14 protein-coding genes are annotated in these 13804 nt (G+C 72.2%); 4 read left to right on the top strand and 10 right to left on the bottom strand.

Going from position 1 to position 13804, the window contains the following annotated elements:
• Positions 1–43 precede the first annotated feature (43 nt).
• From BDW27_RS26615 to BDW27_RS26595, 5 genes are all read right to left on the bottom strand, one after another.
• A complete protein-coding gene (locus BDW27_RS26615; protein ID WP_110052444.1) occupies positions 44–685 on the bottom strand; it encodes an N-acetyltransferase in 642 nt (213 codons plus the stop codon).
• Between the two features lie 106 nt (positions 686–791).
• Entirely contained in the window at positions 792–1427 is a 636-nt protein-coding gene (locus BDW27_RS26610; RefSeq protein ID WP_017542193.1) for an N-acetyltransferase, read from the bottom strand.
• 52 nt (positions 1428–1479) lie between these two features.
• Positions 1480–2187 (bottom strand): TrmH family RNA methyltransferase, encoded by a 708-nt coding sequence (locus BDW27_RS26605; RefSeq protein WP_017542192.1) that lies wholly within the window; start codon positions 2185–2187, stop codon positions 1480–1482.
• Positions 2188–2248: 61 nt separating this feature from the next.
• On the bottom strand, positions 2249–2647 hold the full coding sequence (locus BDW27_RS26600) for a hypothetical protein (protein WP_110052442.1): 399 nt from the start codon (positions 2645–2647) through the stop codon (positions 2249–2251).
• Positions 2648–2699: 52 nt separating this feature from the next.
• Positions 2700–3077: a DUF3054 domain-containing protein gene (locus BDW27_RS26595; RefSeq protein ID WP_110052441.1), complete on the bottom strand. Its 378-nt coding sequence runs from the start codon at positions 3075–3077 to the stop codon at positions 2700–2702.
• A 464-nt stretch (positions 3078–3541) separates the two neighbouring features.
• Here BDW27_RS26595 and BDW27_RS26590 point away from each other — a divergent pair, with 464 nt between their 5' ends.
• Positions 3542–5683: a serine/threonine-protein kinase gene (locus BDW27_RS26590; protein WP_110052439.1), complete on the top strand. Its 2142-nt coding sequence runs from the start codon at positions 3542–3544 to the stop codon at positions 5681–5683.
• A 65-nt stretch (positions 5684–5748) separates the two neighbouring features.
• On the opposite strand, the gene BDW27_RS26585 is transcribed toward BDW27_RS26590, so the two are convergent.
• Entirely contained in the window at positions 5749–7938 is a 2190-nt protein-coding gene (locus BDW27_RS26585; protein WP_017542187.1) for a S9 family peptidase, read from the bottom strand.
• A 130-nt stretch (positions 7939–8068) separates the two neighbouring features.
• On the opposite strand from BDW27_RS26585, the gene mshB reads away from it, so the two are divergent.
• Together mshB and BDW27_RS26575 are read left to right on the top strand one after the other, a co-directional pair.
• Complete coding sequence (gene mshB, locus BDW27_RS26580; RefSeq protein WP_193374195.1) at positions 8069–8935, top strand: N-acetyl-1-D-myo-inositol-2-amino-2-deoxy-alpha-D-glucopyranoside deacetylase; 867 nt, start codon at positions 8069–8071, stop codon at positions 8933–8935.
• A 61-nt stretch (positions 8936–8996) separates the two neighbouring features.
• On the top strand, positions 8997–9479 hold the full coding sequence (locus tag BDW27_RS26575; protein ID WP_233515949.1) for a hypothetical protein: 483 nt from the start codon (positions 8997–8999) through the stop codon (positions 9477–9479).
• A 14-nt stretch (positions 9480–9493) separates the two neighbouring features.
• On the opposite strand, the gene BDW27_RS26570 is transcribed toward BDW27_RS26575, so the two are convergent.
• The 4 genes from BDW27_RS26570 to BDW27_RS26555 all read right to left on the bottom strand — a co-directional run bounded on the left by BDW27_RS26570 (position 9494) and on the right by BDW27_RS26555 (position 13279).
• A complete protein-coding gene (locus BDW27_RS26570) occupies positions 9494–10576 on the bottom strand; it encodes a site-2 protease family protein (protein WP_110052436.1) in 1083 nt (360 codons plus the stop codon).
• 104 nt (positions 10577–10680) lie between these two features.
• Complete coding sequence (locus BDW27_RS26565) at positions 10681–11418, bottom strand: SDR family NAD(P)-dependent oxidoreductase (RefSeq protein ID WP_110052434.1); 738 nt, start codon at positions 11416–11418, stop codon at positions 10681–10683.
• 91 nt (positions 11419–11509) lie between these two features.
• On the bottom strand, positions 11510–12871 hold the full coding sequence (locus BDW27_RS26560; RefSeq protein ID WP_026128838.1) for a hypothetical protein: 1362 nt from the start codon (positions 12869–12871) through the stop codon (positions 11510–11512).
• 123 nt (positions 12872–12994) lie between these two features.
• Complete coding sequence (locus BDW27_RS26555; protein WP_040692621.1) at positions 12995–13279, bottom strand: hypothetical protein; 285 nt, start codon at positions 13277–13279, stop codon at positions 12995–12997.
• Positions 13280–13462: 183 nt separating this feature from the next.
• Between BDW27_RS26555 and fdxA the strand changes: the two genes are divergently transcribed.
• A complete protein-coding gene (fdxA, locus tag BDW27_RS26550) occupies positions 13463–13783 on the top strand; it encodes a ferredoxin (RefSeq protein ID WP_014908468.1) in 321 nt (106 codons plus the stop codon).
• The last annotated feature ends 21 nt before the right edge of the window (positions 13784–13804 follow it).

Raw genomic sequence — 13804 nt, 5'->3', positions numbered from 1 at the left:
CGAAGGGCCGGAGTGCTCGGACGGCGGGTCACTCGACCGGGGCTCAGACGGAGGGACGGAGCATGCAGTAGGTGGAGGGGAACGACGGGTCGTTGATCGCGCGGATCACCCGGAAGCCGTACTTCTCGTAGTAGCCGATGTTGGCCGAGTTCATGGTCTCCAGGTAGACCGGGACCCCGTCGGCGTCGGCCTGGGCCAGGCCCGCCCGCAGCAGTCGTGAACCCACACCGGTCCCGCGCGCCACGGGTGCGGTGCCGAGCACCGACAGGTACCAGTGCGCCTCCTCGGGCGCCGAGGCCCTGAGTTCGCCCAGGTACCGGACGATCTCCGGCACGCGGGCCAGACCGACCAGCGCGAGCCAGTGCGGCAGTGAGCGCAGCACCACGGGCAGCCGTTCACCGGACGCCTCCGGCGGGGTCCACAGGGCGGCCCCGCGCACCACCGGGGGGTGGCCCCGGTCCTCCTTGACCTCGTACACCGTGGTGTGGCCGTCCGGGATGCTCCCGAACCCGGCGATCAGCGCGAAGGCCCGGGCGCTCTGGGCCATCCGGCGGTTGTCGTCCGGGAAGAGCCAGCGGAAGAAGGGGTCGTTGTGGAAGGCCCGGCTCAGGACCCGGGCCACCCCGGGGACGTCGTTGATGGTGGCGGTGCGGACCGACTCGACCGTGGCGGCCTTCGGGGTCATCTGCGCAGTCTCCCTCTTCCCGGGGTCGTCACCGCCCATGCTAGATCACGGAAACATCACGGGTGGGCCGTTTTCCGGGAAGGGCCCCACAGACGTCGCCGCACGGTCAGGAAGCGGGCCGGAGCAGGAAGTAGCTGGTGCCGACGCCCTCGTGGGGGACCTCGTGCACGCACCGGAAACCGAAGTGCTCGTAGAAGCCGACGCTCTTGTCGTTGAGGGTCTGGGTGAAGACCGGCAGCCCCTGGGAGTCGGCCTGGTCCAGCCCGGCCGTGAGCAGCCCGCCAGCCAGCCCCGTGCCCGCCGAACTCGGGTCGACGCCCAGCGCGGCCAGGTACAGGTGGGGCTCCTGGGGAGCGGACATCTTCCACTCGGCGAAGATCCGGACGAAGGCGGCGAGCCGGGCGCGGCCGATGAGCGGGCCCCAGTGCGGCCAGGTGCGCACCGACACCATGGGGCCCTCGGGGTTGCTGGTGGGCAGGGCCCACAGCGCGGCGGCGCGGGTGACCGGTGCGGCTCCGGGTTCCTCGGCGATCTCGGTGACCCGGGTGTCGCCCGCCGGGACGTAGCCGAACCCGGTGGTCAGAGCGAAGAACCGACGGACCTTGGCCATCCGCTGCTCGTCGTCGGGGAACAACCAGCGGAAGAGGGGATCGTCGTGCAGCGAGCGGCTGAGTACCCGGGCCACCCCGGGCACGTCGTCGATGGTGGCGGGTCGGGCGGTGGAGGTGACGATCGGACTCATCCTGGCTACTTCCTGGTAGGGGGCGATCCGCACATGCTAGATCACAAGAAAATCACGAACGCGGGGTGGTCGCGCGGTCGGTCACCCGCTGGTCGAACACGTGCGCCCGCACCCAGGCGTGCATGGCCACGGCGGCGGCCGCGCCGGCGTTGATGGAGCGGGTCGACCCGAACTGGGCGATCGACAGCACGGCCGCACACACCTCGCGGACCTCCTCGGACAGACCCGGGCCCTCCTGCCCGAACACCAGCACGGCGTTGCGAGGCAGCGGGTGGGTCTCCAGGGGGACCGCGCCGGGCAGGTTGTCCACCCCGACCAGCACGAGGTCGTGATCTGCCGCCCAGGCCACCAGCGACTCCGTGTCCGGGTGGTGGTGGACGTGCTGGTACCGGTCGGTCACCATCGCCCCCCGGCGGTTCCAGCGCCGCTTGCCGACGATGTGCACGGCCGCGCAGCCGAAGGCGTTGGCGGTGCGCACCACCGAACCGATGTTGAAGTCGTGCGACCAGTTCTCCACCGCCACGTGGAACTCGTGCCGCACCGTGTCGAGGTCGGCCACGATCGCCTCGCGCCGCCAGTAGCGGTACTGGTCCACCACGTTGCGCCGGTCGCCGTTGGCCAGCAGTTCCGGGTCGTAGTGGTCGCCCTCGGGCCAGGGGCCCTCCCACGGGCCCACGCCCACCTCCCGCGCCTCGTCCTCCCCGGAGGACTGCTCGACGGGGATCACGGTGGTGGCCTCGGTGGCGGGGTGCTCGTTCATCGCCTCCAGCTTACGAACCGCCCACGGCCACCCGAGCCGGTCACGGTGGACGCTCACGCCCCTACAGGTGGATGCCCCCGTGGAAGTCGCGGCCCTGGATCACCCTGGCCGACCCGCTCACGTCACCGTGGATCTGGTTGACGACCGAGCCCTCGCCCTCCTGGTTGATCCCGGCGACGTCCGAGCGGAGCTGCGCCAGGAGCCGCCCGATCTCCTGGTCCTCACGCGCGGCCCGCTCCAGGTGCACGGAGACGGTCTCCACGGCCTTGGTGTCGGACTGCTCCAACCGGAGGTCGTCCAGCGCCTCCTGGGCGTCCGGCTCGGAACGGAACCGCTTGGTGACGGCCCGGTAGAAGGACTTGAAGGTCGTGACCACGCCCTCCCCGAGACCCTCGCCGAGTTTGGTGGCTGAGGCTGCGGCGAGGGCGGCGACGATGGTGGCGGTGACGGGATCGGCCATGGAGGGCTCCTGGAGGGTGCGGGAGGCGGGCGTACGCCTCCAGTCTTCCCCCTCAGACCGACGCCTGTCGCTTCCTCCGGGACACCAGGAGGGCCAAGGCGCGCCAGCCGAGCATGGTCGCGGCCAGGAACAGCGAGGTCACCAGCACGAAGGACAGGGGAGCCCCCTCGCCGCTGAGCAGGCGCAACGGCATGGCGCCCACGACGGTCACCGCCCACACCAGGACCCCGGTCGGCCAGATCCGGCCAGCGGAGCGCCAAGCCAGGGTGACGACCCACCCGAGGGCCAGAGCGGCCAGGAACGGCCACGCGGTCGCGGCGACGTCGGCCGGGCCCAGGCCGGTCGCGTGGTCGGTCTTGCCCACCACGACGAACACGAGCACACAGAGCAGGTCGGCCAGCAAAGCCAGCAGCGGGGTGTACGAGCGCATACCCCCAGGCTAGACCCGCATCGGGAACCCCGTCAGCCGGGGCTCACGCGCCTGCCGGAAACCGAGGGTGACGGAACGAGCCACCCCCGCACCGACCGCGTCAGACCTCCCGGACCCATACTGGTCCCGCCCTCCTGGCTCACTTCTCCGAGGCGCGGTACCTGGTCCGGTTCCACCCGGTGGGCCTGCCGGGGGCGGATCCCGAGATTCCTCCACCCCGAACACCCCCAGCTCGCTTCTTCGCCTGATCCACCGCGCCCGCACCTGACCCCGAGGCCGTCCCCTGCGAGCCTTCCCCCGAACACCGGCACCACCGGAACCGGGCCGACTCGTTCCGGCTGCCCCTTCACCCCGTTCCCGTCCCTTCGTGGTCCTTCGACACTGGGGGAGAACCTCCGTGGTGACGTCGGGATCACACGGGGCGATCGCATCGCGTGAACGGCCCGTCATCGTGAAAGGAAACGATGAGCACTTCCCCCACCCCCGCCGAGGGCCCCAACCCTCAGCCCCACCCCACCCCCACCGGAGGGCCGGGCCTTCCGGCTGAGCCGCCCCCCGGTCTCGATCCCCTGACCGAGACCGACCCCCGCCAGATCGGCCCCTGCCGTCTGGTGGGCCGGATCGGGGCCGGGGGGATGGGCGTGGTGTACGCGGGGATGGACCACCTCGGCCGCTGCGTGGCGCTCAAGACCGTCCACGCGAAGTACGCGGACCGGCCCGGACACCGGGAGGCGTTCGCCCGCGAGGTCCAGATGCTGCGGCGCGCCAACGGGATCAGCACCGCCCACGTCCACGGCGCCGATCCGTCGGCGCCGGTCCCGTGGCTGGCCTTCGACTATGTTCCCGGCCGGGACCTGCGCCGTCACGTCCGCGAGTTCGGTCCCCTGACCGGAGACATGCTGCGCACGTTCGCCCTGGGTATGGCCGAAGGCCTGGCCAGCCTCCACTCGGCGGGGATCGCGCACCGCGACATCAAGCCGGGCAACGTGATCCTGGCCCCGGACGGGCCCAGGATCGTGGACTTCGGGATCGCGGTCGACATCGGCACCGACCCGGAGCAGGACGCGTCCGCCTCCTACGGCACCCCCGGCTGGTCCGCGCCCGAACGCTACACCGGAGCCGTGGCCGATCCCGCGGCGGACGTGTTCGCGTGGGGCGGTCTGGTGACCCTGGCCGCCACCGGCCGCAACCCCTTCGGTACCGGGAGTCCGGCGGAGCTGGCTGCCCGCGTCAAGGAGGGCGCCCACGACATCGCGGGGGTCCCCGAGGACCTGCTGCCCCTGGTGGAGCGGGCCCTGTCGGTGGCCGCTCCCGAGCGGCCGACCGCGGTCGACCTCCTGGTCGGGCTGCTGCCGCCCGCCACGGTGGAGGAGAACGACCGGGGGTCGAGCCCGGACCGTGCTCGCACGCAGAGGGTGCTGCGCGGAATGCTGGCCAACTACTGGCGCGGTGTCGACGCGGCGGGTCACGACCCGGCCCGCTGGGCGGCCGTGCTGGGAACCGCCTCGGCGGTGGGCCTGGGCGTGGTCGGCGCGGGGACGCTGGGCTCGGGCGTCGGAGGTGCGGCCGGTGCCGGGACCGCTGGTGCCGGAGCGGGTGCCGCTGGAGGAACGGCCTCCGCGGGAGCCATGGGTACGGCTGGCGGCGCCGCGGGCGCGGCTGGTGGCGCCGCAGGCGGCGGCGGGATCATCGGCGCCCTGTCCGGGGTCAAGGGGGTCGTGGCCGTTCTGGGAACCCTGACGCTGATCGGCGGCGCGGTGGTGACCGGAGCCTGGCTCCTCCAGGACGACACCCCGGCCGAGGAGACGGTGGCCGCCGAGGACACCGAGGAGGAGGACGGTACCCCCGCCATCGAGGAGGACCCCTCCGACGGGGCGGCGGTCCTGGCCGACGCCGTCGCGCTGGCGATGGACGCCGACAGTTTCACCACGTTCGACTTTCCCAACGTCAACGACGTGAGCGCCGAGACGACGGCTCGCTACAGGTACACACGGGAGCCCGAACCCCGGATGACGCACGCCACTCACCTGGGACAGCTCGCAACCGGCATCCTCGCCAGTGGTGCGGGCCTCGACGAGTACGTGTACTTCGCGGACAGCATGGGGCTCACGTTCGACGATCCGACCGAACGCGGGTACTACCAGGAGCCCAGGCCCGACCAGGTCGGCGTCGACCCCAGGGCCGAATGGGAGAGCCTGTTCGACGTCTTCGAGCAGATACGGGAACAGGGTGTGGAGATCGAGTACGCCGGCCGGTCCACCACGGACGACCAGTACGTCCCCGACGAGTTGCTGGACGACGAGCTTCTGGAGCAACTGAACCAGGGAGTCTCCGAGATCGGTCGGGAGGCGCACCTCTACACGGGCACGGTGGTCCACGAGTTCCGCTACTTCGCCGACCCCATGACACTGGAGACGCAGTTCCAGGTCTGGATCTCCGACGAGGGGTACCCGCTCGCCTACTACCTGGAGGCGGGGACGGACGAACCCACGGAGAACCCGGACGAGACGCTGACATTCATGCACACGGTGAGCTTCTACCGTTTCAACGACGCGGTCGAGATCGAGGTCCCGGAACAGCAGGAGATCGCCCCGGGCACGGGCTGATCCTCACGCACACGGGTCCCGGCGCCCTCCTCGGCACCGGGACCCGCGACGAACGCCCCAAGGGCCTACGCGCCCTTCAGGTTCTGCTTCAGGAAGTCCACCTGCAACAGCAGCAGGTTCTCCGCCGTCACCGGGTCCGCCGGGCTGTGGGTCACGCCCGCGAGCGGCAGCACCGTGTGCGGTCGGCCCGCGGCCAGCAGCGCCTCGGACATCCTCTGCGTGTGCGCGAACACCACGTTGTCGTCGATCAGCCCGTGGACCAGCATCAGCGGCCGCTCCAGCTTGGCGGCGTCCGCCATCAGCGACGTCCTCGCGTACACCTCCGCCTGCTCCTGCGGGGTGCCCAGGTACCTCTCGGTGTAGTGCGTGTCGTACAGGGCCCAGTCGATCACCGGGGCGCCCGCCACGGCCGCGTGGAACACGTCCGGGCGGCGCAGCACGGCCAGCGCCGCCAGGTACCCGCCGAACGACCACCCGTGGATGCCCACCCGGGTCGTGTCCAGGCAGTCGAACCGCTCCGCCGCCTCCGCCAGCGCCGTCACCTGGTCCTCCAGGACCGGCTCGGCGAGGTCGTGGTGGACCGCCTGCTCGTAGTCCAGCCCCAACCCGGGGGTGCCGCGACCGTCCGCGATGAGGACGGCGAAGCCCTGCTCCGCGAACCACTGCGAGGCCAGGAACGCGCCGCGGGCGTTGAGCACCCGCTGGGCGTGCGGGCCGCCGTACGGGGCGACCAGCACCGGCAGCGGCTCCTCGCCCTCGCGGTACCAGGACGGCAGGACCAGCGCGGTGGGGATCCCGCGCTCCCCGGCCAGCCAGGTGTGCACGCGCACGTCCGGCAGGTCGGGGGTCTCGGCGAGGCTCTCGATCTCACCGTGGGAGCGGCGCGTCTCGCGGCTGGCGTCGCGCACCACCAGGGTCCGCACCCCGGTGAAGTCCATCGAACGGTGCTGCACCACGAGGGTGTCGCCGCGCAGCCTGCCGGAGCGCACCCCGCCGTGCCCGTCGTCGGAACCGCCCGGCAGCTCCAGCGGTGCGCATGTGCCCAGCCGGGTGTCGGCCAGCCACAGCGACACGTCACCGGGACGCCCGTCGGGGGAACCGGTGAAGAGCACGCGGTCGCCGTCCACGTCCACCACGCCGCGCACGTACACGCCGTCGGCGCTGACCGCGCCCTCGCCCACGTACACCCGGCGCTCGCCCCGGGTGCCGTCGCGGCCGATCCACACCAGCTCACCGGAGGCGGTGAACGCCGGCACACCCGGCATGATCTCCACCCACACGTCGTCGCTCTCGGTGCGGACGGCCGAGACCAGACCGGTGGCGGGGTCGGAGCTGAACAGGGTGAGGGTGCGCTGGTCACGGCTCTGCGCGGTGAACACCAGCACGGGGTTGCCGTCCGGTCCGGTGGTCCACCCCACGGTGGGCAGGTACGGCAGCGCCTCACGGTCCCACTCGATCGGCGTGGGCTCGGGGAGCCCGTCCCGTCGGTACGCGGTCGCGGACGGCACCGCGAGCACCGCCAGCCGCACGTCCGGGTTGGCGGTTCCGGCCGCCGGGTACCGGAGCGGCTGCGGCTCCTGGCCGGGCTGGTTCGGGTCGCCGACGAACCAGCGGTTCACCTCGGCCTCGTCCACCCGGCTGACCGCCAGCGAGTGCCCGTCCGGGGACCACCAGAAGCCGCGCACCCGGCTCATCTCCTCGGCGGAGACGAGGTCGGCCAGACCCCAGGTGACGTGCTCGCCGTCCGGCTCCACGAGGACGCGGTCCCGGTCCGGGTCGCCGTCGTCGGCGATGTCGACCACGCGGACCGCGCCCTGGTGCACGTAGGCCACCCGGTCACCCGCGGGGGCGATCCGGGGGTCGACGGCCGGGCTGGCCACCGGGAGCTCACGCGGGGCGGCGTCGTCCCCGACGAGGTCGACGTAGAACACCCGGCCGGACAGCGTGAACACCGCGCGCGTGAAGGCGTCGTCCACCGTGTACGACACGATGCCGCCGCCGTGCTCGCGCATCCGCTCGCGGCGGGCCCGCTCCTCCGGGGGGAGGTTCTCGTCGTCGGCGCCGAGTTCCCGGGGGTCGGCGAGCAGCGACACGGTCCCGGTCTCCACGGAGTACGACCACAGGCAGGTCGCCCGGTCGGTACCGTCGCGTCCGCGCAGGAAGGTGACGCGTTCCCCGTCCGGGGAGATCTGGAACGCGCGCGGGACCCCGATCGTGAAGCGCTGGGTTCTGGCCTGTTGGCGAGGAAAGCTCATACGCCGATTGTGTCCCATGGCACGGCCCGGTCGTTCCCGCACCCGCACCCGTCGTGCGAGGTCCGCCACCTTCGGCCCCACAGTGGCGTTTGGGAGGAGAAGCACGCATCCGCCCGGTATTGTTCGCTCCGTGATGGACAGGCGACTGATGATGGTGCACGCGCACCCGGACGACGAGAGCATCGTCACCGGTGCCACGCTGGCGAAGTACGCGGCCGAGGGGGCCGGGGTCACCCTGGTGACCTGCACGCTGGGCGAGGAGGGCGAGGTCATCCCCGCCGGTCTGGCCCACCTGACCGCGGACCGCGAGGACACCTTGGGCGAGTACCGGATCGGGGAGCTCGACAAGGCCTGCCTGGCCCTGGGCGTGCGCGACCACCGCTTCCTCGGCGGCCCCGGCCACTACCGGGACTCCGGGATGATGGGCGGCCCCACCAACGACCACCCGAAGGCCTTCTGGGGCGCCGACGTCGAGGAGGCGGCCCGCCGTCTGGCCGAGGTCATCCGCGAGGTCCGCCCGCACGTGCTGGTCAGCTACGACGAACACGGCGGCTACGGTCACCCGGACCACGTCCAGGCCCACCGGGTCACCCGCCGCGCCTGCGCCAAGGCCAACGAGCGGGCCATGCCCGGCACCCCGTGGCAGGTCGGCAAGCTGTACGCGATCGCCCAGCCGGTGTCCCGTATCGAGGCGTCCATCGCGCGGCTCAACGAGGAGGCGGGACCGTTCACCCCGCCCAAGCAGGTGTCGGACATCGCCCGGGGCACCCCCGACGCGATCGTGACCACACGGATCGACGCCTCCGACCACTGGGCGGCCAAGGCGCTGGCCATGCGGGCGCACGCCACCCAGATCACCGTGGACGGGGAACGGTTCGCGCTGTCCAACGACATCGCTCAGGAGATCGACGCCGTCGAGCACTTCACCCTGCTGATGGGGCCGCCCCCCAGGGCCGGTGCGGACGGCTACGAGACGGACCTGTTCGCCGGACTGTGAAGCGGCGGAGTGCCGGGGATCGTGCCACCTTCCCGCCCGGGAGCACCTACCCTCGTCTTCCGTGACCACTCCTGAGACTCCCGAGAACCCCGAGACGCCCCCGGCACCGCGGGGCGGACCGCCCCCGTTCCTGTCGTCGGCGGTGACCGTGCTCTCCTTCGCGGTCCTGCTCGTCGCGGGCCTGGCCGTGGGGGTGCTCTCCGGCTTCGCGATGGGCTGGGTCTCCCATTTCTGGGACCTCGGCCTCTCCCAACAGGTCGGGGGAGCGGCGGGTGTGGTCGCCTTCCTGGTGGCGCTGTACGCGCTGTGCCGCCTGGCCGGGTGGGGGAGCCGCCGCCAGTCCGGCGCCGTGGGCTTCGCGGTCGGCTACGTCGCGGTCATGCTGGTCATGCTCGGCTACCTGACCGGCGGGAACATCGTGTTCTCCGCCAAGCTGGTCAACTACGTCTTCCTGTTCGGTTCGATGATCGCCCTGGCCGTCGGGGTGATGCGCAGCTTCGTCCTGCCGCCGCGCCCCACCCCCGTGGTCACTCGTTCGGCGTAGCCGCCGGGGGCGGCCTACGCCCAGAACTGGAGCAGCAGCTTCCCGTGGAACATCATCCCGGGGATGGTCGGGTTGGGCAGGAGCAGGTCGAACAGCGCGTAGGCCGACTTCTCGAACACGTCCCGCACCACCGGCAGCCACAGGACGGCGAACACCGCGATCGAGCAGAACAGCCCGTTGACGCGGACGAACTCCGTCCAGCGGGCGCCTCGGAAGGCGGCCAGGACGTGGTAACCGTCCAACCCGGGGACCGGCAGCAGGTTCACCACCGCGCTGGTGAGGTTGGCCAGGGACAGGAACGCGATCGAGGAGATCGCCCAGTTCGTGGTGTCCTGGCCGACCGGGACCAGCAGTGAGACGGTGAGGGCCAGCAGGGCCGACAGCACCAGGCTGGCGAGCGGACCGGCCAGCGCCACCATGATCCGGCGGCCCCGGCTCGGCACGCGCTCCCAGTCCACGTAGGTGGGCGGCCCGTTCAGACCGAACCCGCCCAGCCCCAGGTACACCACCGGCAAGACCAGGCCGCCGAAGGCCTCCCGGTAGGCGAACGGGTTGAACCGCAGGTAGGCGCTGCCGCGCAGGGAGCGGTCACCGGCGAGGTAGGCGGCCAGGGCGTGCGCGAACTCGTGCACGGCCACCGAGACGATCCACCCGAGCAGGATCAGCAGCGGCGGGATGAGCGGGGTGACGGACGTCCCCTCGGCGGCCCAGTCCAGCTCGGCGTGGGTCCAGGACAGCCAGCCCGCGAACCCGGCCAGGCCCAGCACCAGCAGGAACACCGGGCTCGGCAGGAAGTCCGCCCAGCTCTCCGCGCGCTCGGTCGTGGCCCCCTCCGAGCGGGCGCCCCTGACGCCCTTGACGGCCCCCTCCTCGGCGCCCTCGCGACCCTGGGCAGAAGACGCGTCGTCCGAACCCTCGTCCGAACCCTCGTCCGGGCCGTCCGAGCGGTCGGCGCCGACCCCCGAGGCGTTCAGGGCGTCGTCGGGCATCTGGGTCCACGGGTCGGCGGCGCGCGTCCGCTCGCCGTGGTCCGCCTCGCTGTCGGGGACGTTCACGGCGTCGGGGTCCGTCGACTGCGGCGGCTCGGGCGTGGGCATGATGCTCCTGCTGGTCGCGGGTGGTTCGCGCTCCAGATTAGGCCCTGGTGCGCACCTCCTCGCAGCGGGTGCCCCACCCGCCGGGCTCTCGCCCTGACCTCGCCCTACATTCCTCCGGCGACCCTCAGGACGGTACCGGTCGTGTACGAGGCGTCCGCGGACAGGAGCCAGGCGATCGCCCCGGAGATCTCCTCGGGACGCCCCGCACGGCCGAGCGGGATGCGCGACGCCGCCTGGACGGGGCGGTCGGGAGCGCCCATCGCGGCGTGCATGTCGGTCTCGGTGACGCCGGGGGAGACCGCGTTGACCCGCACGCCGACCGGTCCCAGCTCCTTGGCCAGCCCCACCGTGAGGGTGTCGACGGCGGCCTTGGTCGCGGCGTAGTGCACGTACTCGCCGGGGCTGCCCAGGGTGGCCGCGGCGGAGGAGACGTTCACGATCGCACCCCCGCCCGCGCTCATCTCCCGCACGGCGCGTCGGCAGCACAACAGGTAGCCCAGCAGGTTCACGTCGACCACGCGGCGCAGATCCTCGGTGGACACGTCCGCGAACGCGCCGAGCGGCCCGGTCACGCCCGCGTTGTTGACCAGCCCGTCCACCCGGCCGAACTCCGCGACGGCGGTGTCGAAGATCCGCTCCACCCCCGCCTCCTCCGAGGTGTCGGCGCGCACGGTCGCGCACCGGCCTCCGGCGGAGCGCACACGCTCGGCGGTCCGCAGCGCGGCGGCCTCGTCCCGGGCGTACCCGAGGACCACGTCGTGGCCGTCCCGTGCCAGCCGGACACAGGTGGCCGCGCCGATGCCCCGGCTCCCGCCCGTGACGACGGTGACCTGACGTGACATGGGAGCCTCCCCGGTTCGACGGCCGCACCCGTCCTCGGGGCGCTGGCTGGGGAGAAGTATGGCATCGGGTGTTCGGGGCGCGGACGCCGCCTCAGACCACCGCTCGGGGGGCCACCGCCGACTTGTGCAGGGACGCCACCGCGAACGCCCGCCCCGCGGGGGTCAGCTCCCGGAGGCCCTCGCTGTCGTCCCCGGTGACCAGCCCGAGCGCCTCCAGCAGCCAGCCCACCGCCATCACCATGGCGCGCACCCGGTCCGAGGCGGTCTCGGCGGCGCGGCGGTGGGCGGCGGCGTGCCGTCCGGCGGCCACGGGCGGGTCGACCGGGCGCCACCCGGATTCGGTCAGGGCCCGCTCGGCCGCCTCCGCGTCCGAGGTGCCGGGTCTGGCGTGCGACCCCAGGCCCTGGGGTGAACGGCCCAGCAGCATCCCGAGCAGGGTCTCGGCGGCGGCCTGCTGGATGCCGCCGGTCCGGCACAGCGTCGCCGTGGCGGCTCGCCACAGCGCCTCGGGGTCCTCGCGCAGCTGCTGGCCGCGCCGGGTGAGTTCGAGCCGGCGCCCGGACCGGCGCACGGCGCGCATCGTGCGCAGCACCTGGTGCAGGGCGATGATCTGGGTGGCGTCGGTCTCGCTGCGCGGCGGTTCCGGGGAGGTGGACCAGCCGAAGTCCTCACACAGCTGCCGCACCACGCCGGGGGAGATGTACCCGATCTGCGTGAGCGCGATCCCCTCCGAGGCCAGGTCCAGCATCCGTTGCAGCGGCGCCATCGCGGCCGTCGAACCGCGTGGGACGTCCGCTCCCGCGATGATCTGTCCCACCAGCGGCCACAGCCGCTGCCGGTGCGGGTGCGCCGAAGAGGAGATCCACGCCCGGACCCGCTCCTCGCGGACCCGGTACAGGTGGCTGAGCCCCCGGTGGTCGGGCTGCGTGAGGAAGGACCGCGCGAACCGTTCCTGGGCGGGCCGCCAGCCGCTCTTGCCGGGGCGGATGTCGCCCAGGGTGATCGCGAGTTCGAGGGCGGCGGCGGTCTCCCGGCGGGCGTGCATCTCCACGTCGCCCACACTGGTGCCCCAGGTGAGTTCGGGCAGATCGGGCGGTTCCACCCCGGACTCCCACATGAGCCGCTCGTACATGGCCAGCCCCGCCGTGTGGTCGACGTCGTACAGTGTCAGCAGGGTGGTGGTCTCGGGGGCCCGGCACACGTCCGCGTACCGGTTCAGCTTCAGGAGCTGGAACAGGTGGCTCAGGGAACGCACCGCGAACAGCCGGTCGTCGGCGGAGTCCTGGAAGCGCATGGGCAGCTCGTACCAGCAGAAACGCTGCACCGCGTGCTGGTTGAGCCGTTGGATCTCCTGGTCGGGGGCGAGCGTGTCAAGAGCCAGTCGTGCCAGGTCGGCCGCCCGCTCGTCCCGCCGGGCCAGCTCGGCGAGTGCGGACGCGACTGCCTCCCTCATGATGGGCGCCACCTCCCCGCGTACCTCGTGCCCGGTCCGTCAGGGGGTGGGACGGCCGGGTCGGTGCTTCGTTGTCCGCCCGGGGTCACGGCTGGGGGTTCGCTGCGCCGGGCTGAGCCTGTCCTACCCCGGAAAGTCCGAAGAATTCCAGCTTGTGGGCGCCTGGGGCCTCGGCCGGTTCCGACGCGGGGGAACCGGGGGAACGACCCGGCTCGCGACGACGTCGGTCTCGGCGACCTCCACCGTGGACTCGTCCCTCCTGCGCAGTGTGAGCACGCCGTCGGTCCAGGACTCCACCACGCCGACGATATCGGTGAAGCCGCCCTCGGCGCGGGTGATTCGCACGGAGACCCTGGAGCCCAGGTCCTCCGGCGTGATCCTGTGTACGAGCCGTCCGCCCAAGTGCAAGGTTTCCAACCCCCCGAGTGTGCGATGGGTGCTCTCCGACGCCATACTAGGAGTACGACATCTGTGCCAATCGCTTTACAGAGCCCGGACAAGGCCGACGCCCGCACGTCGGAACCGGTGCCGGTGCCCTCTGAAGGTCCCCGCCTCCCCGCGGGTTAGCGGGGGTGAGACAAGGAGTACGACGTGACCTACGTCATCGCGCAGCCCTGTGTTGATGTGCTGGACAAGGCGTGCATTGACGAGTGCCCCGTGGACTGCATCTACGAGGGTGACCGCATGCTCTACATCCACCCGGACGAGTGTGTGGACTGCGGCGCGTGCGAGCCGGTCTGCCCGGTGGAGGCCATCTACTACGAGGACGACCTGCCCGAGCAGTGGTCCGAGTTCTACAAGGCCAACGTCGACTTCTTCGACGACCTGGGCTCCCCGGGCGGCGCCTCCAAGGTCGGCAAGATCGACCGCGACCACCCGATCGTCGCCAAGCTGCCTCCGCAGGCCGAGTGAGCCGCGCGCGACCCCTTGGCG

This window comes from Nocardiopsis sp. L17-MgMaSL7 (assembly GCF_003182025.1).
Classification (GTDB): Bacteria; Actinomycetota; Actinomycetes; order Streptosporangiales; family Streptosporangiaceae; genus Nocardiopsis; species Nocardiopsis prasina.
This window is presented reverse-complemented; position numbering and strand designations above follow the sequence as displayed.